Below are 18,824 nucleotides of genomic sequence, written 5' to 3' on the forward strand. Positions count from 1 at the left end.
GGGCAGCGGGATCCCGACCCGTCAGGCGGGACCGAGAGCCGGTCAGTGTGTCGTCCGGCCGTCAGGGTTCGGCGACGACGGCCAGCCGCGTCGACTCGCGTTCGAGGGTCGACCCGTCGAGGCCGGCGTACAGCGACACGTCGGCGAAGCCGGCCTCGCGGCAGTACGCGGCCAGCTCAGCCGGCGCGTACAGCCGCACGTCGTAGACCATCTCGCCCTCGTAGTCGTAACCGCCCCCCGCCTCGGCGAACACGCGCCGGGTCGTCTCCATCCGTGCGGTCTCGGGGTCGTACTCGGAGGACTCGACGACGAGCGCGTCGTCGTCTTCGGGGATCCCGGCGGGCCGGAAGTCGGCCAACACTCCCTCGCGATTGACGAGTTCGACGACGAGGGCGCCGCCGTCAGCGGTCCGCTCGTACATCCCGCGCAGGACCGCGCGGTTCGTCTCGTCGTCGTAGTAGCCGAACGAGGTCCAGAGGTTGTACACGACGTCGTACGTTCCGTCGCGGTCTCGCAAGTCGCGCATGTCGCCGCGCTCGAACGTCGCGGCTTCCGCGACCCCGCGGTCGGCGGCCCGCTCTCGCGCGCGGTCGAGGTACGCCTCCGAGATGTCGAGCCCACGGACCGAGACGCCGCGGTCGGCGAGTTCGACGGCGTGGCGGCCGATGCCACAGGCCACGTCGAGCCCCGTCGTCGGTTCGACCCCGTGGTCGGCCAGCAGCGCGAGTAGGTCCTCGCTCTCCTCGGTCGCGTCGGCCAGTCTGTCTTCGAGGTGGCGGCGAAAGACGCCCGGATTCTCGCGGTAGACCGACTCGGTCCAGTGAGTCATATCGGCCGATCGGAGGCCGTCGTGAAAAGCCGAGCGGCGGTTTGCGAAGGCGTGTCGCGGGCGGGGCGCGGGTCGCCGGGCGTGAGCCGATCAGTCGTCGTCGGCCGCGTCCTCGTCGTGCATCGGAACGGTCGCGGGCCAGTCTGCGCTGTCGAGGAACGGGACGCCCATCTTCTGGGCGGCCCGGGAGATGACGTGCGCGCCGGTCGGCGCCGTGAAGAAGAGGAAGACGATGCCGACCAGCGAGGTCAGCGCGTCCCCCGCGGGGCCGTAATAGACGGCGGTGGCGAGCAGGATGGACGAGGTGCCGAGCGTGGCGGCCTTGCTCGTGGCGTGCATCCGGTTGTAGACGTTCGGGAGCCGCAGGAGCCCGACGGTCCCCACGAGGAGGAAGAAGCTCCCGACGGCGACGAGCGCGGTCACGACGACGGCCTGGACAGTCGATATCATTCGATGATGTCACCCTCCGTGACGAAGCGCGCGACTGCGATGGTGCTGATGAAGCCGATGATGGCGAGGACGAGGCTCACCGTGACGAACAGGCCCTCGCCGGTCTGGATCGCGAACAGCGCGGCGATGGCGACGACGTTCGTCCCGATGGTGTCCAGCCCCACCACCCGGTCGGGGACGGTCGGTCCCCAGATGACCCGGTAGCCGGCGAGGAGCGTGACGGCGGAGGCGAGGAGGAGGCCGGCGAAGACGGCGGTCTCCAGGAACGCCGGGAGCTCACTCGCCATCGGTCTCACCTCCCGCGTCGGCCGCCCGCTCGCCGGCGGCCGGGCCCGCTGCGGCCTCCGTCTCGTGGACGCCGTCGTCGGCTGAACCGTCTGCATCGGCGGCCACCGCGCCGGGGTCGGGGACGGGGTCGTCGGGACCGCGCTCCTCGTCGAAGATGTGGAGCGCGTAGTCCTCCCAGGTGCGGATGGGCGCGACCACCGCCTCGCGGTCGCGGCCGTCGATGGCGTGGACGTACAGGGCGTTTCGCTCCTCGTCGTAGTCCATCGCCAGCGTCCCCGGCGTGAGCGTGATGCTGTTGGCGATGGTCGTGATCGCGAGGTCGGTCTCGACGCGCAGCGGCAACTCGATCACGTCCGGTTCGATGGGCATCGACGGCGCCAGGACGCGGTAGGCCACGTCGGCGTTCGCGGTCAGCAGTTCCCAGAGGAAGTGCCCGAGGTAGACGCCGACGTACGGGAGCGCCCGCAGGCGCTCGCCGAGCGCCAGTTCCGGCAGGTAGAAGCGCCGGAAGGCGAAGGCGATCGGCATCCCGATCGCGAGGCCGATGATGAACTCGCCGACGAGTGCGTCCGGCGTGACGCCGCGGACGAACAGCCAGACCACGGCGAGGCCGGCGCCGACGGCGACCCAGCGTCTCATGGTTCCACCTCCCGCGGCCGCACCGAAGAGCCCTGCGTTCGATCACTCATGGGCGACCACCTCCGGGTCGACGGCGTCGACGTAGCCCTCGGTGTCGAGCGCGGCCTCTGCGGCCGACTCCGCGAACCCGTAGATCGGGTCGAACCCGATCCCGATGGCGACGACGACCAGCGCCAGCGCCGCGACGACGCCGACGAGGACGATCGGCCGGTTACCGTGTTCGACGGCGGGCGTGACCTCGCCCCAGAAGCCCTTCGTCCACGTCCGCGAGAGGTAGGCGATGGTGAATATCGCGCCGACGAGCGCCCCGGCGAGGGCCAGCCCGGCGCCGGGCGCGCCGGCCGCGAGCGCCTGGCCGCCGGTGTCGAAGACCAGGAGCTTGCCGAAGAAGCCCGACAGCGGCGGGATCCCGACCAGCGCGAGCGAGCCGACGAAAAAGGAGCCCGCGAGGACGGGGTACCGCGTCGTCAGCCCGCCGATCCGGTCGAGCTCGATCGTCCCGGTTGCCTCGTAGACGGCGCCGCTGACCATGAACAGTAGCGACTTCGCGACGGCGTGGTTGAGCGCGTAGACGAGCGCGGCGACGATACCGAGCACCTGCAGGTCGGTCGCCGCAGCGCCGAGCGAGTGGTCGCCGACCGTCGCCACGACCGCCAGCGGCAGGACGATGAAGCCGACCTGTCCGATGCTGGAGTAGGCGAACACGTCGTCGAGGGTTCCGCGACTCACCGCGCCGAGGCCGCCGACGAGCATGCTCGCCAGCGCCATCAGGAACAGGACCGGACCGAAGAAGGCGAGGAACGACTCGCCGGCGAGGCCCGGCAGGCCCAGTCCGCCCTCGATGGCCCCGGCGGCGAACACGGTGAAGTACAGGCGGACGATGGCGTAGACGCCCACCTTCTTGGTGACGCCGGCGAGGAACGCGGAGATGGGCGCGGGGGCCGCGCGGTAGGCCGGCGGCACCCAGAACTGGAAGGGGACGATCCCCGCCTTCAGCGCGAAGACGATGAACAGGATGGCGGAGAGCCCGAGGACGGGCGCCGGGTCGATCCCGAACGCCGCGGGGTCGGCGAGCCGGCGGGCGATGTCGGCCATGTTGAGCGTCCCCGTCGTCGCGTAGAGGCCGCCGATGGCGACCAGCATGAGCGCGCTGCCGACGAGGTTCAGCACGGTGTACTGCAGCGCCGCGGCGGTCTGGCGCGGGCCGCTGTAGAAGGCGACGAACACGTAACTCGGCATGAGCATCACCTCGAACCAGACGAAGAGATTGAAGATGTCGCCGGTGAGGAAGGACCCGGAGACGCCGAGCAGCATGAAGTGGAAGAGCGGATGGTAGGAGACGCGCTGGCCCTGCTCGTCGACGTACGCGACGGAGAACACGAGGATCGCGACCGTCACGAGCGCCGCGAGCGCGAGCATGAACACCGCCAGCGCGTCGGCCACGAGCGTGACGCCGAACGGCGCCGGCCAGGCCGACAGCTGGTAGGTCAGCGTCCCGCCGGTCAGGACGCGATCGGTGAGGACCGCGACCATGACCGCGTAGACGCCGATACCCAGCAGGCTGAGGCCTCGCTGGAGGCGGTCGTAGCGGCGGGTCGCGAGGGTCGCGATCGCCGTGACGAGCGCGACGAGCATCGGCGCGATGACGGCGTGGGTCGTCGAGACGGCGAGGTCGGCGCTCATTCGACGGTCACCTCCCCGAGGTCGAGGGTGCCGTGCTCCTGGTAGAGCCGGTAGGTCAGGACGAGCGCGAACGCGGTCGTCCCGAAGCCGATGACGATGGCCGTCAGGACGAGCGCCTGCACGAGCGGGTCGGTCACGCAGTTGGCGCCCGCGTCGGGCACGGAACAGGCCACGGGGTGCTCGCCGCCGTGGCCGAGGATCGGCGACTGGCCGGTCAGCCCGCCCATCGTGACGAGGTAGACGTTCGCCGCCTGACTGATGATCGAGACGCCCCAGACGACTCTGACGACGTCCCTGCGCAGGATCAGGTAGGTGCCGAGCGCGAACAGCACGCCGAGCACCCCGGCGAGGATGACTTGGGTCATTCCGCGCCCACCTCCGCGAGGATCGTCAGGAGCGCCCCGACGACCACGGCGTACACCCCGAGGTCGAACACCAGCGCCGAGGCGACTTCCAGATACCCGTAGATCGGCAGGGGTTCGACGAAGGCGACCGCCTGCGTGAGGAACGGGTACCCCAGCGCGATCGCGGCGATACCGCTGCCGGCCGCGACGGCGAGGCCGAGCGCGAAGACGGCGCCGTACTCGCGGACGATGCCGGACTCGGTCTCGTAGCGGGTCGACGGGTTGCGGTCCAACAGCTCGGCCTCCAGGTAGTCGAGGCCGAAGATGATGTACACGAGGGCGAACGCCGTCACCGTCAGGACGCCGGCGATGAAGCCGCCGCCCGGCAGGTTGTGCCCCTGGAACAGCAGGGCAAAGGCCGTCACCAGGATGAGCGGGACGACCAGTCGCGTCACGGTGCGTGCGATGACGGTCGGTTGCCTGTCGAGACTCACTGGATCTCACCTCGTTCCCGCATGGCGATGAGCGTGATGACCGACAGCGCGGCCATCGCCACCACCGATATCTCCCCGAGGGTGTCGAACGCGCGGAAGTCCACGAGGATGACGTTGACGATGTTGCCGCCTCCGCCGGCGTTCACGAATATCGGGTCGTGTCCCTCCGGCACGCCGCCGTGCTGGACGAAGTACTGGGCGATCACGTCGTCCGGACCGGCCGCCGTCGAGAGCAGGACCGTCACGGCGACGGTGAGCCCGACTGCGCCCGCGACGACCGCGTCGCGCGCCGCCCGGAATTTGTCGACCGTCCCGTAGAACGCCGGGAGCTTGTCGAGCACGAGCAGGAAGATGACGAGCACGAGCGTCTCGATGACCAGTTGCGTGAGCGCAAGGTCGGGCGCGCTCCCGAGGATGTAGAAGATGGCCACCATGAACCCGACGATAGAGAGGGTGAGGACGCCCGAGATGTGCGACGGGGCGGCGGCGACCGCGCCGGCGCCGATCACCGCGACGCCGAGGACGACCACGAGCGCGGGTTCGAGGCCCGTGTAGGCGACCTCCGGGAGCGCCACGCTGGCGGCGGCGTACGCGCCGAGGGCCAGCGCCGCGAGCGCGAGCGAGAGCGCGGCCGCGTACGTGCGGAGGTCCCCCGTCTGGATCACGTCGATGGCCGCCGACCGGTCGAGCCCTTCGGTGACGTTGTCGTAGTACCAGTTCGGCCGCAGTGGGTCGACGCTCCGAACTGCACGGACGCCGTCGCGGATCCGATCATAGAACGGGTAGAGGACTGCCCCGACGGCGATCGTGACCGCGCTCATGATCAGCCACGGGGAGACTTCGGTCGGCAGGTAGTAGGAGAACGCGTGCTCGCCTTCGCCCCCGTGAGCGAGCGAGCTCTCCATGACCCCGGTCACGAACGCTTCGAGGCCGTGGACCGGCCAGCCGTGGTAGCCGAACGTGGCCGCGATCCCGCCGAGCCCGACCAGCAGGGCGAGCGTCCCGAGCACGAAGGCAGGTATCGTCATCGCCAGCGGCGGCGCGTGGACCTCGCCGAGCGCGTCGGGCTTGTCGCCGAAGAACAGCATCAGGAAGCGAATGGAGTAGAGGAACGTGAAGACGCTCCCGAAGACGGCGACGACGGGGAGGAGCCACCAGAGTACGGAGCCGCCGTCGCCGACGGCGTGCTCGGCGGTGTAGTAGACGGCGTGGAAGAGGAACTCCTTGGAGTAGAACCCGTTGAACGGCGGGACTCCCGCCATCCCGAGCGCGGCGACAGCGGTGATCCCCGCCGTTATCGGGAGGTCCTCGGCGAGGCCGCCGAGTTCGTCGATGGCGCGCGTGCCGGCCTCGTGGGCGACGATGCCGGCCACGAGGAACAGGGCGGCCTTGAACAGCGCGTGGTTGAGGATGTGGAAGGCGCCGGTCTCGGCGCCGAGGTAGCCGGACATGCCGTAGCCGGCGACGATGAGGCCCAAGTGGGAGGCCGTCGAGTACGCCAGCAGTTCCTTGATGTCGCTGGCGGCGACGGCGAGGATGGCGGTGATCGTCATCGTCGCGAGGCCGAGGACGCCGAAGACGAGCGTCCACTCGTCGGTCACGAGCAGCGGGCGGAAGCGACCGACGAGGTAGACGCCGGCCTTGACCATCGTCGCGGAGTGGAGGAACGCGGAGACCGGCGTGGGCGCCTCCATCGCGTTGGGCAGCCAGATGTGGAAGGGGACCTGCGCGGACTTGGTCGCGGCCCCGACGCCGACGAGCAGGAGCACCGGTACGAACAGTCCCTGTGCCCGCAGTGCAGCGACCACCGTGTCGGCGTTGTCGAGGATCGACCCGGGGCCGGCGAGTCGGAACGCCGAGTCGACGCCGGGGACGCCTGTCGCGACGACGTGGAGCAGGAGGAAGCCGACGAGCATGAACAGGCCGCCGGCGACGGTGATGAGCATGGATTTGCGCGCGGCGTACTGGGAGGCGTCGGCGTCCTGGTAGTGGCCGATGAGCAGGAACGACGAGACGCTCGTGAGCTCCCAGAAGACGAACAGCGCGATCAGGTCGGACGCGAAGGCGACGCCCAGCATCGACCCCATGAACGCCAGCAGCGTCGCGTAGTACTTCGCCTGACCGGGCTCCCCGTGCATGTAGCCGCCGGAGTAGGTGAACACGAGGACGCCGACCCCGGTGGCCAGCGTCGCGATGAGCAGGGCTAATCCGTCGACGTAGAGGGCGAGTGAAACGCCGTAGGTCGGGATCCAGGGGACGACCACCGTCCCGTGGGTTCCGTACAGGCTGGCGACGAGGGCGAGCGAGGCCGCGGCGACGGCCGCGGCGAAGTAGGCCGTCCGCTCGCCGAGCACCCGGTACACCAGGGGGGCGAGCGCCGCACCGAGAAACGGCAGTGCCAACAGCGCCAAGAGCGCAGACGGGCTCGGTTGCACACGCGTTTCTCTGCCGAGACGCGACTTAATGGTTCTCAACTTCTCCGAGCGTGGCCCCCGAACATCCTCAGATTCCGACGACCGACTGACGAATCCGCTGCCGCGAGATAAATGCCGGGTACACAGACAGCAGATACGGCCGTCGGAATTTCGGGCTCCGGGAATAGTATTGGAAGGGTGAAACGTAAGTTAGTAGTGTCATCAGCCCAACCGCCTACCGCTCTGAAGGCGGTCTCAGGATCCGACCTACCGGTTCAATCTGCGCGATCCTCGCGAGTATCAGTACTGATACTCTACAGCCTGTGCTTGAATTTCCGATTTTGATAATACGGTAGTGACGCTTATGTGCGGCGCTGGGAGACCCGTAGATGACACGCACCGATCGCCGTCCGTCCGGGCGCACTGTCCGGACGGCGGCGAGGTATGGGGTTCGGCCCCGCGCATCGGGCGTGACGACACAACAATGAAACTCAATCAACTCTTCGCGGACGACGACGCGGTGTCGCCGGTCATCGGCGTCATCCTGATGGTCGCGATCACGGTGATCCTGGCGGCGGTCATCGCGACGTTCGTCCTCGGACTCGGCGACCAGGTCAGTAGCACAACTCCGCAGGCATCGTTCAGCTTCGAGTGGAACGGCGAAGCGGGTGGTCAAGCGCCGCTTAAGATCACTCACGACGGCGGTGAGACGATCCAGGCCCAGAACCTCTACGTCCGCGGTTCTGACGGGACTGCAGGTGGCCCCGCGGCCAACTTCGGTAATACTTGGGATACCTACGCCACAGGAGTCGGAGCAACTTCTGATGTCCAAGCCGGTATGACTGCGAGTATCAGCGACGTCGACTCCGACGCGGAAGCCCGCCTCGTCTGGCAGAGCACGGCCGGCGACAGCTCCTCGACGCTGAAGGAGTGGACCGGTCCGACGGCCTGACGACTCGGCATATCTCACGCCGCTCGGACGGGTGACGCGCGGTCTGTCGCCCTGCGGTTCTCAGCTTTCTATCTTTGATACAACGTCGTCTAGTCGGTAGCCTCGAAACTGATATTCGGTCTGTTCGGAGCGGTTCCTTTCCCTGGGGGAACAGAACCGGCTCAGGGACCGATTTACCGGCGAACCGTCCCGTCACTCCGAAACAGTCTTAGCGGATGAGCAATCTAACTCACATCATCCACGGGTACGGGCGGCGGGGATGCGTCCGTGACAACGGGTCCGACACTATGAGCAACCAGACGAGACGAGTTCCGACGCGCGGGGAGGGAGAGTTGTCGAAGGGAGAGATATTCGACGTCCTGCAGAACCAGCGACGCCGGTACGTCCTGGAGTACCTCAAACGATTCGAGGAACCGGTCGAACTGAGCGACCTCGCGACGCAGGTCGCCGCCTGGGAGTACCAGACGCCCGTCGAAGAGGTGACCAACGACCAGAAAAAGCGCGTCTACACGACGCTCCAGCAGACGCACCTCTGCAAGATGGAAGAGGCGGGAATCGTCGAGTACGACGCCGACGAGAACCTCGTGGCGCGTACCCCCTACACCGAAGAACTGACGGTGTATCTGGAGATCGTCCCGGGGTCGGAGTTCCCCTGGCGGGAGTTTTACCTCTCGCTCGGCTCTATCAGCTGCGCCGTCGTCGCGGCACTCTGGACCGACCTGTTCCCGCTCACCCTCCTCACCCCTCTGGAGTGGGCGACTGTCATCGCCGTGACGTTCACGGTCGCCGCCGCGTATCACACCTACAGCGGAGCGGACATGCAACTCGGCGACGACGGATACGCCCCCGATGAGATCGACCGGTAGCGATCCGGTGTTCGTATCAGGTGTCTTCTCCGTTCCATATCTGGCCGCTGTACAGCCGCGGCCAACGGCTTTATATCGGTCGGAAACGGTGATTCGCCAATGAATCGGCCGCGAGCGATCGTGTATGCCGCCGCGACCGTGATTCTCGGCGTCACACTTTTCTCGGGGCCGGCTATCGGGGTCATCGACTTGACGACCCCGAGGTACGACATGTCGGGGCTGGGGGAAGGGAACGCGAGTGTCGACCGCATCGATGCGCCCGCGTCCGCGACGATCGAACGCGAGTACCAGTCGGAGACGTATTACCTGAACGTCCCCGACGCCCGGATCCACGTGACGTCGATCTCCGGGAAGCCGACCGTCGCGTACGGTATCGAGATCCCCGAATTCGGTTACTCGCGGTCGACCACGCACTTCCTGAGCGACGGCCAAACGGGATGGGTCGAACTCTCGTTGCTCAGCGACGCGATATCCCGCGACGTTTCGCCGCCCGAGGAGTACGAAGCGAGACTCTCTATCGTGATGCGAACCGGCGACGGAAAGCTCATGCTCTACAACGAATCTATCGCCGTGGAGGTCGCGAAATGAGCACTGGGGCCGGACGGGCGCTCGATCTGGGATCCCCGCGCCAACGGGTTCGAGATGCCTCGCAACTGCTTCTCCGTGTGGCCGTCGGTGACCGCCTCGGCCTCGTGATCTTCCTCGGCTCGCTCGTTGTATTCGGCCTTACCTGGCGGATCGGCTTTTTCATCACCGACAACTACACGCTCGCCAACGCACTGGTCGCGCTCGCTGACGGTCGATTGGTCGTCGACGAGGCCGTCTACGGGACGCTCGAATCACCGGGGATGCAGGTCAACGAGGGGCGGCTTTACGGCCGCAACTACGGACAGGTCGCCTTCGCCGTGCCGTTCCTCTGGGCCCTTCGGTCGACGGCGTCAGTAGCCGATCCCGGCCTCGTCTTCACGACGCTCTGGTCGTTGCTCGTGCTCGCGCTCGCGGTTCAGATTGGCCGACTCGTCGACCGACCGTCGACACTGTCCGTCCTCGGTGCGGCCGGGGGGCTTTCGACGTTCGCGCTCAACGCGTACCTGGCCGAACCGCTCTCGGTGGAGTTGCTACCGCTCGCGGCGCTCCAGCTCAGTGCCGTCGTGGCGACTGCGTTCGCGGCGAGTGCTGGGTATCGACTGGTCACACGGATGCACGACCGCCGCGTCGGTACGGTCACAGGGGTTGCCGTCGTCCTCGCAACTCCGGTCGGATTCTGGGCCTCCGTCCCGAAGCGCCACGTGTACGTCGTCGCATTACTGCTCGGCGTCGTCTACGCGTTTTACCGGAGTCGCGAAGAGGTCATCGACGAGGCGCTCCTTTCCCCGACCGGATTTCGCGCGCTGGCGTACGCATTCGTCGGTCTATTGACCTGGATCCACGCCGGCGAGGGATTCGTCGTTTTCCTGGCGCTCGTGCTCGTCGACGTACCGACGGCCCCGTCGAACGACAGTCGTGCCCTCGTGATCATCGGCGCAACGTTTTTCGTCTCGATGCTCCCGTTCTTCCTGACGAACACGCTCATCTCCGGTGACCCCGTTCGACCGCCGCGGATGCTCGACCAGTTCGGGGAGCTCTCCAGCGATTCGACGTTCAGCTCAGGATCCGGATCTGGTGCCGGCTCTGGCTCGGGCGGTGGTAGCACCGGGGGAGGATCAGGGCTAGTACCCCCCGTTTTCGGTTCGGCGCTCAGCGAGATGGCACAGCGACTGAGCCTGGTTTTCGTTCCCTTCGTCCAGGGGCTCCACGCTACGGTTAACCGACCAGACGACGTATTTCAGACCTTCATTCGTGCAGGGTACATCCCGTCCGTGGGTTCACGTGACAATCTGCAAGCGATCAACCTGACGGTCGTCGAGTCGGCTCCCATCGTCGCCGGCGTAGTCGGGACCGTCGGAATCGCGGCGAACCGGATCACCAGGGGGCGTTCTAGCAGGTCAGTGCAATCCTACTCGGGTCGTCTACTCGACTCGGCGAGGTCTCTCGTCCGATCGCCCGAACGGGCCACTGACGCGCTCGTCGTCGCCGCTGCCATGCTTTTTTATCTGGTATACATCCACCGATTGCCGCTTTACGCGCAGGTCACTGTCCGCTACCTCCTCCCGCTGTACCCCCTCGCCGTCTACGGCGTCGTTCGACAGCGTTCGGTCCGTCGCGGCATCGCTAAGTACGGCCGAACGGTCGCGTGGACGTATCTCGGGGGCGTCCTACTGGGCGCGCAGTTGCTTTTCGTCGCCGTGACTGCGACTGCAGTCGGACGCGGCGGTGCGCTCCAGTTGCACGCGGTCGTCGGGCTCGCGGTTGCAGCCGCCTTCGCGCTGGCGGCGACGGCGAGCGCGTTCGACGAACGCTTCGACAGGGTGACGGCTGTCATCGGCGCACTCGCGGCCGCACTGGGGACGAACCTCGTCGTCCTCTCGGCGCTGGTCTACTTCCAGTACGGCCCGTACGCGCTTCCGATGGTGGACTGGCTCGCCGACCTGCTGTCGACGGCCTGACCGGACCGAGCTAGTCAGGCTTTTCCCCCCGGGTTTCCATTCACCGGGCATGAATCGTCTGAAGCAGTCGCTACTCGACGCCCCGATCGTCGAGAAAGAGGGGTATCACTACTTCGTCCACCCGATCAGCGACGGCGTCCCGATGCTCCGGCCGGAACTGCTCCGCGAGATCGTCATCAAGATCATCCGGAAGGCCGAGCTCGAAAACGTCGACAAGATCGTCACCCCGGCCGCGATGGGCATCCACATCTCCACCGCCGTCTCGCTGATGACCGACATCCCCATCGTCGTCGTCCGCAAGCGCCAGTACGGACTGGAGGGGGAAGTCGCGCTCTCGCAGGTGACCGGCTACTCCGAGTCGGAGATGTACGTCAACGACGTCTACGAGGGCGACCGCGTGCTGGTCCTCGACGACGTGCTCTCGACCGGCGGCACGCTCTCGGGGATCACCGGCGCGCTCGAGGAGATCGGCGCCGACATCGTCGACATCGTCTGCGTCATCAAGAAAGACGACGGGCAGAACAAGCTCGCCGACGCCGGCTACGACGCCAAGACGCTCATCAACGTCGTCGTCGAGGACGGCGAGGTCGTCATCGTCGACGAACAGGGCGACGGCTGACTCCGGCCGTCTCGTCCGTCCTGCCACTTCAGTCCCGCAAGGTAGCGTCGCCGGCGAACGCCCCGTACGTTCTGTCGGATGCACCGGCCCCAGAGCTTTCGTTCGGGCAAGCCCGGCAGTCTACTCGAACTCGGCCGTCGCTCCGGAGACGCTATACGGACGCATTCGAACGGTGGTTCCTCGACCTGGTGTCGCTCGGTAGGGTGCGCGCGCCAGATTCCACCGCAGTTTCGACGGCAGTTCCGATCGATCACCGCGCCACGCAAATCGACTCTCCGACGGGTCTCCAGGGCGTTTCGAAGGGGATCCCTCGCTACTCGGCGCTCGACGTGGTCGCCGGGGACCCCTCCGTATTACAGTTCGGAGAAACGTTGTACGATTTCGGCGAATCGAGAGACGGCGCGGTTTCTATTCGTTTACTATCACGAGACCTCTCGTGTTTACAGAATAAAGCTAATAACCCAGTCGGTGGTATGGCCGTCGCTAGAGACACGAGCGCGCGGAGAAGGGCGCTTGGTAGGACATGTCGACCTTCTCCCCCCGCCGATAAAAGCGTTTCCCAGCGAGAGTGGCGACGCTGCCCGGGGTGGCCCTCGCGTGCCGGCGTAACGCGAACCCAGAGACAGGCACACACATGAACCAGTTCGACGACGACCGTGGAACCGACGTGGTCATCGAGGCCCGACCCTCGCGTGACGAGGAGTTCGGGACGATAGTCCTGACGGCGATCGCCGACGAGTTAGGGACCGATCCGGAGTCGCTCCCGCCGCTCCGTGACAGCATCGACCCCGACATCCTCAACGGACTCCGCGACGCCGGCGGCTCGTCCGTGAAGACGCTCTCCTTCGAGTACCTCGGGTACGAAGTAGTCGTGACGAGCGACGGCCTCATCCAGTTGCGGTCGTTCGCCTGAGAACCCGCTCGGCGGTCTCCGACGTACCCCCTGTCGCCGCTCGCGACTCTTGAGCGACGGTACCCCCTCGTGTCCGCCGGACTCGTCACTTCGTTCCTCGTCGTTGCGTCCGCAAAATCATAGCGGGAGGTAGATTTGAACTACGCCCACTTCGGTCGCTTCGCTCCCTCGTTGTCTACTTCAAATCTACTCCGGACGATAACCACGACACGTTCGCATTGCTCAGCGATGAAACGCCTCGCGGGAACGCGTCGTAGAATGATAGCGGGAGGTAGATTTGAACCGGAGGCAGACGTGCTCGCTCACTCCGCTCGCTGCGCGCGACTGCCAGGGTTCAAATCTACTGGCTATTCTACGACTTCACGAATCGCTCGGCGATGGAACGCCTCGCTGACGGTGTGAAGTCGCAAGAAGTAGCGGGAGGTAGATTTGAACTACCGATCTGCGGGTTATGAGCCCGCCGGAATCTCCTGGCTATCCCATCCCGCTACCCATTCATACCGGCGACCATCCATTAAGGGTTGTGATTCGCTCGCCGTCCGTGAGTTAGTAGCGCGGTCACTCTTCGTGGACCTGCCAGGTGAACAGACTCTCGAAGACGTAGTTGACGACCATCCCGACCGCGACGCCGGTCCCCTTGGCCACCAGCAACCAGAGGTCGAGCCCGGACAGCGCCGACGCCAGCCCCACGACGCCGGCCGCGCTCGACAGCACCGCCACGTCGCCGAAGCTCAGATCGACGTACAGCGGGTTGTAGATACTCCACCAGATGACGAACTGCGTGGTCACCCCGGCGGCGCGGACCGCGTGCGAGCGTTTCAGCCGGGACAGGAACGATTCGCGACCGCCTTCGCTGTGGTCGGCGAACGTCCAGTTCTCGTTGATGAGGAACATCACCAGGATCGCCGTCTCGACGCCCGCGGCCCAGGCGAGCACGGGCGGCGCCTCGACGATATCCGAGAGGAAGACCAGCACGGCCGTGTCGCAGACCGATCCGACGACGCCGACCGAGACGAACTTGCCGAACCGGATCCCCGAGACTAGCGACGCCAGTCGAGACCTGACTGTCCCGCTCCCGTCAGTCATTCCTCTCCACCAGTGCCGTCGGGTCCTCGCGGGTCGCGGCGATGGCGTTGTGCACGCGGCTGTTGCGGATCTGCTTGGCCCGGTGGCGCGAGGAGACGAGCGCCCGACCCAGCCGCACCGACGTCCGGACCGGGGAGACGGTCGACCCGGGCTGGTCCTCCCAGGTGATGGGTACCTCGGCCACGTCGAGTTCCAGCGCGCCCGCCATCGCGACGAGTTCCACGTCCCAGGCGAAGCCCGGTTCGTAGAGGTGCTGGCGGACGGCGTCCCACGATTCCGCGGTGATCGCTTTCGCGCCGCACTGGTAGTCGTAGAGGTCGGCGTCGAGCATCCGACGGGCGAGCCAGGCGAATCCGTCGCCGAGGAACCGGCGCGCGAACGTCTGGTGGCTGGTGATCTCCGAGTCCGGGTGTCGTCTCGACCCGACGGCCACGTCGGCGGCGCCGTCGGTGATGGCGGCGAGCACGTCCGCGAACTCCTCGGGAGCGGTGCTGCCGTCGGCGTCGACGAATCCGAGGACGTCCGTCTCCAGGCTCTCGAACCCGGCGGTGATCGCAGCCCCCTTCCCCCGGCGGTACGGGGAGACGCTGACCGTCGCGGGTAGGTCCGCGAGGGCAGTTGCTACCCGCTCCTCGGCGTCGTCCAGCTCGATGCGGATGGTCTCGGGGTCGAGTTCGGCGTCGAGCGATCGGACGTAGGAGGCGAGGCGATCGACGTCGGGTCGAAAGGCGGGGACCACGATACCGACGGTCGCACTCATTGCCTGTTGTGACCACCGGAGCGAGTAAAAACTGTTCGGAACTTCGGAATCGACGGCGCCCCGCTCCACGGGGCCGCCGTGATACGACGCTATCGTGGCGCGTCCGTGGGCGCCCTCGTCGGTGAGGGGTCAACCGGTCCACAAGAGGTATAGGCCACGGAGACGGCCACTCTGGTAATGGAGTACGGTCTCGTCCTCTGGTGGCTCGTGGCCTACCTCGCCTTCATGGCGGTGGGGATGCCGTTGGCGGCGGTACTGTTCCCGCGCCTCGCCGACCGCGGGGCCGGCGTGGCACTCCCGACGGCGCTCGCCGTCCCCTGGATCGTCGCCTACCTCGTCGGACACGTCTCGTTGACGGCCGGGCTGCTCGTCGGCCTCGCCGTGCTGGCGGCAGCCGCCGCTGTGGCCGTCTACCGCGGCGCTGAGTTCGATCGGCGGCGCTACGGCGAAGCGGCCGCGGTCTTCACCCTCGCGTTCCTGTTTCTGATCGCTATCCGCGCCGTCGACGCGGGGGTCCACCCCGGCGGCGGCGAGAAGTTCCTCGACTTCGGCCTCCTGCAGTCGCTCCTCCGCGCCGACGCGCTCCCCCCGGAAGACATGTGGTTCGCCGGTCGCCCGGTGAAGTACTACTACGGCGGCCACCTGATCGCGGCGCTGCTCACGAAGATCACGGGGACCGAGGCCCGGTTCGCCTACAACCTGGCGCTCGCGGGCTTCTTCGGGATGCTCGTCACCGCTGCCTACGGGCTGGCCGGGTCTATCGCGGCGAGTCGCGATATCTCGCGCGTCCGCGCGGGCGCGTTCGGCGCGTTCTTCGTCGGCTTCGCCAGCAACCTCTCGACCGCGGGTCGCTTCCTCGTCTGGCTCCTGCCGGACGGGATCGGATCGTTCCTGGCGTCGACGTTCGGCTTCGAGATCACCAACCTCGCTGCGGACGGTCCCGCGGGGTTCAGTTACTGGGACGCGAGTCGTGTGATCGGGGACGAGGGATACAGCACGATCAACGAGTTCCCGCTGTTCGCCTGGCTCAACGGCGACATGCACGCCCACATGATGAGCACGCCGTTCGTCCTGCTGACCGCGGCGCTGCTGTTCAGCTACTACCGCACGCCGGAGGGGGAGCGGACGCGCCGGCGCCTGCTCGTGTTCGCACTCGTGCCGCCGCTGGCGGGCCTGCTCGCGGTCGTCAACACCTGGTCGTTCCCGACAGTCGGCGGATTGACGTTCCTGACGCTCGCGCTGGCGCCCGCCGACCCCGTCTCGCTGCTGCCGGCCGCGCTCGGTGACCGTATCCCACGACGGGAAGACTGGCACCGCGAACTGGCCCGCCACGGGGTGGCGCTCGCAGGTGCCGTCTCCGTCGTCGTACTCGGCGCCCTCTGGTCGCTCCCCTTCTGGCTCGGGACCGCCAGCGGCGGCGGCAGGTCGATTGCCATCTGGACGGACAGGAGTTCGCTCGGCGAACTGCTGCTCGTCCACGGCGCGTTCGTGGTCCCCTTCGCCCTCTACCTCGCCCGTCACGCCGTCCCGCAGGTCGAGTCGGACGAGGCAGGCGAGGTCCTCGTGTTCCTGGGTGTCGGTATCGTGATCGCCTGGATCGTCGGGTCGTCGGCGGCACTCGCGCTCCTCGGCCCGGTGATCGCCATCGGGTGGGTCCTCCTCCGGACGCAGGCCGACGCCCTGCACCGCGTCGCCTCCCGAGCAACCGGGGCCGGACAGCGAGCGACGACTGACGGCGGGACGGCGACTGACGCGTCGGCGGCCTCCGGAGACGCCGGAACCGTGGAGCGCCTTCGGGACGTGGTCGGGTTCGAGACGCTGCTGATCGTCGCCGGTGCCGGGATCGTCGTCATCGTCGAGTTCGTCTACGTCAAAGAGCAGGCCGGTCCCGGGCGGATGAACACCGTGTTCAAGACGTACGCCGACGTGTGGATCCTCTGGGCAGTCGCCGCCGGCGCCGTCCTCGCCCACCTCGTCGAGAACCACTCGCCCGCGCTCGCGCTCTCCGGGGACCGCTGGCAGTCGGCGTTCCGTGCCCTGGCGGTCCTGCTCGTCGTCTCGACCGCGCTGTACGGGGCGTTCGCGCTCTCGGCGCACTTCGACGCAGACACGTACCCCAACCACCCCGAGGACCCGACCCTGGACGCACTGGACTTCGTCACCGACAGCCACCCCGACGAGTACGCGGCCATCCAGTGGTTCGACCAGTTGGAGGGCCAGCCGAACATCGTCTCCGCACCCGGCAGGGGGGCGAAGATGTACCGGTGGACGAACCCCGTGTCGAGTCTGACGGGCGTCCCCACGCTGGCCGGGTGGGCCCACGAGATCGGCTACCGCGGGGCCGAGGTGTACCGCACGCGCGCCGACCACGCGGACACCATCTACACCGGGACGCCGGAACAGCGTGCGTACTACCTCGATAGCTACGACGTGGAGTACGTCTACGTCGGGACGAACGAGCGCGGGGAGTACTCCGCGGAGGACCTCGCCGCCTTCGAGTCGATGGCCGGCGTCAGCGTCGAGAAGCAGTGGGGCGACGTGGTCGTCTACCGCGTCGACCAGAGCGCCCTGGAGTATCCCGGGAAGAACGGATAGCGTCCGCCTTCAACGCCTGGCCGCAGTCAACGCCGGTCCGCGTGGCGACGCCGGTGGACGATCCCCTGGTTGTTCGCGGCGTTCCTGACGAACGAGCGGAACGCCTCGCCCGTCTCGCTGTCCTCGTCGAGCACCATCGGTTCACCGGCGTCGCCGCCCTCGCGGATCGCCGGGTCCAGTGGGATCTCGCCGAGGAACGGCATCTGCGCGTCCGCGGCGAACGCCTCGCCGCCGCCCTCGCCGAAGATGGCGTGGTCGCTCCCGCAGTCCGGACAGCGGAACGAACTCATGTTCTCGACGATGCCCAGCACGGGCGTCTCGTGCTCGCCGAACATCTCCAGGCCTTTCCGCGCGTCGTCGATGGCGACCTCCTGGGGCGTCGTCACGATGACCGCGCCGGTGACGGGGACGCTCTGGAGCAGCGTCAGTTGCGTGTCGCCGGTCCCCGGCGGCAGGTCGACGACCATGTAGTCGAGGCTCCCCCACTCGACGTCCTCCCAGAGCTGGGTGAGCACCTTGTGGACCATCGGCCCGCGCCAGATCACGGGGTCGTCCTCGCCGAGCAGGAAGTCCATGCTCATGAGTTTCATCCCGTACTTCTCCGGCGGGACGAGCGTCTCCTCCGGTGTCGCCTGGGGCTGCTGGTCGGCGTCGAGCATCCGCGGCACGTTCGGGCCGTACACGTCGGCGTCGAACAGTCCGACGCGGGCGCCCAGCTGGGCCAGCCCGGCCGCGAGGTTGACCGCGACGGTGCTCTTGCCGACGCCGCCCTTCCCCGAGGCCACCGCGATGACGTTCTCGACGCCGGGGAGCACCGATCCCTCGGCGATGAGTCCGCTGTCCACGTCCGCGTCGAGTTCGATCGACCGGTCGAGGCCCGACAGCGCCTCGCGGACCGCGCCCGCCATGTCGGTCTCCGTCGGCGAGTACGGCGCCCCGAGCGCCAGCGAGACGCGAACCTCGTCGTCCGTGACCTCGACCGAATTGACCAGCCCCAGCGAGACGATGTCGTCGCCCAGATCCGGGTCCTCGACCGTCCCGAGCAGGTCGAGCACGTCGTCTTCGTCCATACCCCCGTCTCCGTCGCTCCGAGCGAAAAGGTTTGTGACCCCATCTTTTTTTTCGCTCGGGGGGTCGCCTGCGGCGACCCCCCGAGCCAAAAACATGGGTGAAAAAGGCCGCCGGACGCTCCCTTCGGTCGCGACCGGTGAAACGCCTCGCTCCGCTCGGCGTATGCTTCAATCAGCCATCTTTTTAACGGAGCATCGGCGCGAGTCTGCCGGCTCGCGTCTCACCCCGTCGAAAACACGGGTGAAAAAGGCCGGACGTGAGCGAACGAAGTGAGC

18 protein-coding genes and 1 tRNA gene are annotated in these 18,824 nt (G+C 67.2%); 7 read left to right on the forward strand and 12 right to left on the reverse strand.

The window, feature by feature from the left end:
• Positions 1-61: 61 nt before the first annotated feature.
• The 8 genes from PSC72_RS21110 to mbhE form a co-directional block, all read right to left on the reverse strand.
• Positions 62-829, reverse strand: coding sequence for a class I SAM-dependent methyltransferase (locus tag PSC72_RS21110; RefSeq protein WP_274323400.1), 768 nt, complete (start codon positions 827-829; stop codon positions 62-64).
• A 90-nt stretch (positions 830-919) separates the two neighbouring features.
• Positions 920-1,279 (reverse strand): monovalent cation/H(+) antiporter subunit G, encoded by a 360-nt coding sequence (gene mnhG / locus PSC72_RS21115; protein WP_274323401.1) that lies wholly within the window; start codon positions 1,277-1,279, stop codon positions 920-922.
• Positions 1,276-1,566: a monovalent cation/H+ antiporter complex subunit F gene (locus PSC72_RS21120; protein ID WP_274323402.1), complete on the reverse strand. Its 291-nt coding sequence runs from the start codon at positions 1,564-1,566 to the stop codon at positions 1,276-1,278. The genes mnhG and PSC72_RS21120 overlap by 4 nt, the downstream gene beginning before the upstream one ends.
• A complete protein-coding gene (locus PSC72_RS21125; protein WP_274323403.1) occupies positions 1,556-2,206 on the reverse strand; it encodes a Na+/H+ antiporter subunit E in 651 nt (216 codons plus the stop codon). Before PSC72_RS21125 ends, PSC72_RS21120 begins: the two co-directional genes overlap by 11 nt.
• A 42-nt stretch (positions 2,207-2,248) precedes the next feature.
• Positions 2,249-3,889, reverse strand: coding sequence for a complex I subunit 5 family protein (locus PSC72_RS21130; protein WP_274323404.1), 1,641 nt, complete (start codon positions 3,887-3,889; stop codon positions 2,249-2,251).
• A complete protein-coding gene (locus tag PSC72_RS21135; RefSeq protein WP_274323405.1) occupies positions 3,886-4,254 on the reverse strand; it encodes a sodium:proton antiporter in 369 nt (122 codons plus the stop codon). Before PSC72_RS21135 ends, PSC72_RS21130 begins: the two co-directional genes overlap by 4 nt.
• The gene (locus PSC72_RS21140; protein WP_274323406.1) at positions 4,251-4,727 is read right to left on the reverse strand and encodes an MnhB domain-containing protein; all 477 of its coding nucleotides are present in this window, start codon (positions 4,725-4,727) and stop codon (positions 4,251-4,253) included. Before PSC72_RS21140 ends, PSC72_RS21135 begins: the two co-directional genes overlap by 4 nt.
• On the reverse strand, positions 4,724-7,162 hold the full coding sequence (mbhE, locus tag PSC72_RS21145; RefSeq protein WP_274323407.1) for a hydrogen gas-evolving membrane-bound hydrogenase subunit E: 2,439 nt from the start codon (positions 7,160-7,162) through the stop codon (positions 4,724-4,726). The genes PSC72_RS21140 and mbhE overlap by 4 nt, the downstream gene beginning before the upstream one ends.
• 463 nt (positions 7,163-7,625) lie before the next feature.
• Between mbhE and PSC72_RS21150 the strand changes: the two genes are divergently transcribed.
• From PSC72_RS21150 to PSC72_RS21175, 6 genes are all read left to right on the forward strand, one after another.
• Positions 7,626-8,093, forward strand: coding sequence for a type IV pilin N-terminal domain-containing protein (locus PSC72_RS21150; RefSeq protein ID WP_274323408.1), 468 nt, complete (start codon positions 7,626-7,628; stop codon positions 8,091-8,093).
• Between the two features lie 287 nt (positions 8,094-8,380).
• Entirely contained in the window at positions 8,381-8,959 is a 579-nt protein-coding gene (locus PSC72_RS21155) for a DUF7344 domain-containing protein (protein ID WP_274323409.1), read from the forward strand.
• A 210-nt stretch (positions 8,960-9,169) separates the two neighbouring features.
• On the forward strand, positions 9,170-9,547 hold the full coding sequence (locus tag PSC72_RS21160; RefSeq protein WP_274323410.1) for a hypothetical protein: 378 nt from the start codon (positions 9,170-9,172) through the stop codon (positions 9,545-9,547).
• Positions 9,544-11,505 (forward strand): hypothetical protein, encoded by a 1,962-nt coding sequence (locus tag PSC72_RS21165; protein ID WP_274323411.1) that lies wholly within the window; start codon positions 9,544-9,546, stop codon positions 11,503-11,505. The genes PSC72_RS21160 and PSC72_RS21165 overlap by 4 nt, the downstream gene beginning before the upstream one ends.
• Before the next feature lie 49 nt (positions 11,506-11,554).
• The gene (gene hpt / locus PSC72_RS21170) at positions 11,555-12,124 is read left to right on the forward strand and encodes a hypoxanthine/guanine phosphoribosyltransferase (protein WP_274323412.1); all 570 of its coding nucleotides are present in this window, start codon (positions 11,555-11,557) and stop codon (positions 12,122-12,124) included.
• 634 nt (positions 12,125-12,758) lie between these two features.
• On the forward strand, positions 12,759-13,037 hold the full coding sequence (locus PSC72_RS21175) for a HalOD1 output domain-containing protein (protein WP_274323413.1): 279 nt from the start codon (positions 12,759-12,761) through the stop codon (positions 13,035-13,037).
• Positions 13,038-13,451: 414 nt separating this feature from the next.
• Here PSC72_RS21175 and PSC72_RS21180 read toward each other — a convergent pair.
• The 3 genes from PSC72_RS21180 to PSC72_RS21190 form a co-directional block, all read right to left on the reverse strand.
• Positions 13,452-13,526: transfer RNA gene (locus PSC72_RS21180), tRNA-Met, on the reverse strand.
• 69 nt (positions 13,527-13,595) lie between these two features.
• On the reverse strand, positions 13,596-14,123 hold the full coding sequence (locus tag PSC72_RS21185) for a GtrA family protein (protein ID WP_274323414.1): 528 nt from the start codon (positions 14,121-14,123) through the stop codon (positions 13,596-13,598).
• On the reverse strand, positions 14,116-14,883 hold the full coding sequence (locus tag PSC72_RS21190; protein WP_274323415.1) for a glycosyltransferase: 768 nt from the start codon (positions 14,881-14,883) through the stop codon (positions 14,116-14,118). The genes PSC72_RS21185 and PSC72_RS21190 overlap by 8 nt, the downstream gene beginning before the upstream one ends.
• A 177-nt stretch (positions 14,884-15,060) precedes the next feature.
• Between PSC72_RS21190 and PSC72_RS21195 the strand changes: the two genes are divergently transcribed.
• Positions 15,061-17,478 (forward strand): DUF2298 domain-containing protein, encoded by a 2,418-nt coding sequence (locus PSC72_RS21195; RefSeq protein ID WP_274323416.1) that lies wholly within the window; start codon positions 15,061-15,063, stop codon positions 17,476-17,478.
• Positions 17,479-17,504: 26 nt separating this feature from the next.
• On the opposite strand, the gene PSC72_RS21200 is transcribed toward PSC72_RS21195, so the two are convergent.
• Positions 17,505-18,548: an Mrp/NBP35 family ATP-binding protein gene (locus PSC72_RS21200; protein WP_274323417.1), complete on the reverse strand. Its 1,044-nt coding sequence runs from the start codon at positions 18,546-18,548 to the stop codon at positions 17,505-17,507.
• Positions 18,549-18,824 lie beyond the last annotated feature (276 nt).

The sequence above is a fragment of the Halosimplex aquaticum genome (assembly GCF_028747785.1).
Classification (GTDB): domain Archaea; phylum Halobacteriota; class Halobacteria; order Halobacteriales; family Haloarculaceae; genus Halosimplex; species Halosimplex aquaticum.

Excerpts from the sequence above, each read along its gene's own strand:
- hpt (WP_274323412.1), top strand. The coding sequence starts at position 11,555 with ATGAATCGTCTGAAGCAGTCGCTACTCGACGCCCCGATCGTCGAGAAA.
- PSC72_RS21190 (WP_274323415.1), bottom strand. The coding sequence starts at position 14,883 with ATGAGTGCGACCGTCGGTATCGTGGTCCCCGCCTTTCGACCCGACGTC.
- PSC72_RS21130 (WP_274323404.1), bottom strand. The coding sequence starts at position 3,889 with ATGAGCGCCGACCTCGCCGTCTCGACGACCCACGCCGTCATCGCGCCG.
- PSC72_RS21150 (WP_274323408.1), top strand. The coding sequence starts at position 7,626 with ATGAAACTCAATCAACTCTTCGCGGACGACGACGCGGTGTCGCCGGTC.
- mnhG (WP_274323401.1), bottom strand. The coding sequence starts at position 1,279 with ATGATATCGACTGTCCAGGCCGTCGTCGTGACCGCGCTCGTCGCCGTC.
- PSC72_RS21165 (WP_274323411.1), top strand. The coding sequence starts at position 9,544 with ATGAGCACTGGGGCCGGACGGGCGCTCGATCTGGGATCCCCGCGCCAA.
- PSC72_RS21200 (WP_274323417.1), bottom strand. The coding sequence starts at position 18,548 with ATGGACGAAGACGACGTGCTCGACCTGCTCGGGACGGTCGAGGACCCG.
- PSC72_RS21175 (WP_274323413.1), top strand. The coding sequence starts at position 12,759 with ATGAACCAGTTCGACGACGACCGTGGAACCGACGTGGTCATCGAGGCC.
- PSC72_RS21155 (WP_274323409.1), top strand. The coding sequence starts at position 8,381 with ATGAGCAACCAGACGAGACGAGTTCCGACGCGCGGGGAGGGAGAGTTG.
- PSC72_RS21120 (WP_274323402.1), bottom strand. The coding sequence starts at position 1,566 with ATGGCGAGTGAGCTCCCGGCGTTCCTGGAGACCGCCGTCTTCGCCGGC.
- PSC72_RS21135 (WP_274323405.1), bottom strand. The coding sequence starts at position 4,254 with ATGACCCAAGTCATCCTCGCCGGGGTGCTCGGCGTGCTGTTCGCGCTC.
- PSC72_RS21185 (WP_274323414.1), bottom strand. The coding sequence starts at position 14,123 with ATGACTGACGGGAGCGGGACAGTCAGGTCTCGACTGGCGTCGCTAGTC.
- PSC72_RS21125 (WP_274323403.1), bottom strand. The coding sequence starts at position 2,206 with ATGAGACGCTGGGTCGCCGTCGGCGCCGGCCTCGCCGTGGTCTGGCTG.
- PSC72_RS21195 (WP_274323416.1), top strand. The coding sequence starts at position 15,061 with ATGGAGTACGGTCTCGTCCTCTGGTGGCTCGTGGCCTACCTCGCCTTC.
- PSC72_RS21160 (WP_274323410.1), top strand. The coding sequence starts at position 9,170 with ATGTCGGGGCTGGGGGAAGGGAACGCGAGTGTCGACCGCATCGATGCG.
- PSC72_RS21110 (WP_274323400.1), bottom strand. The coding sequence starts at position 829 with ATGACTCACTGGACCGAGTCGGTCTACCGCGAGAATCCGGGCGTCTTT.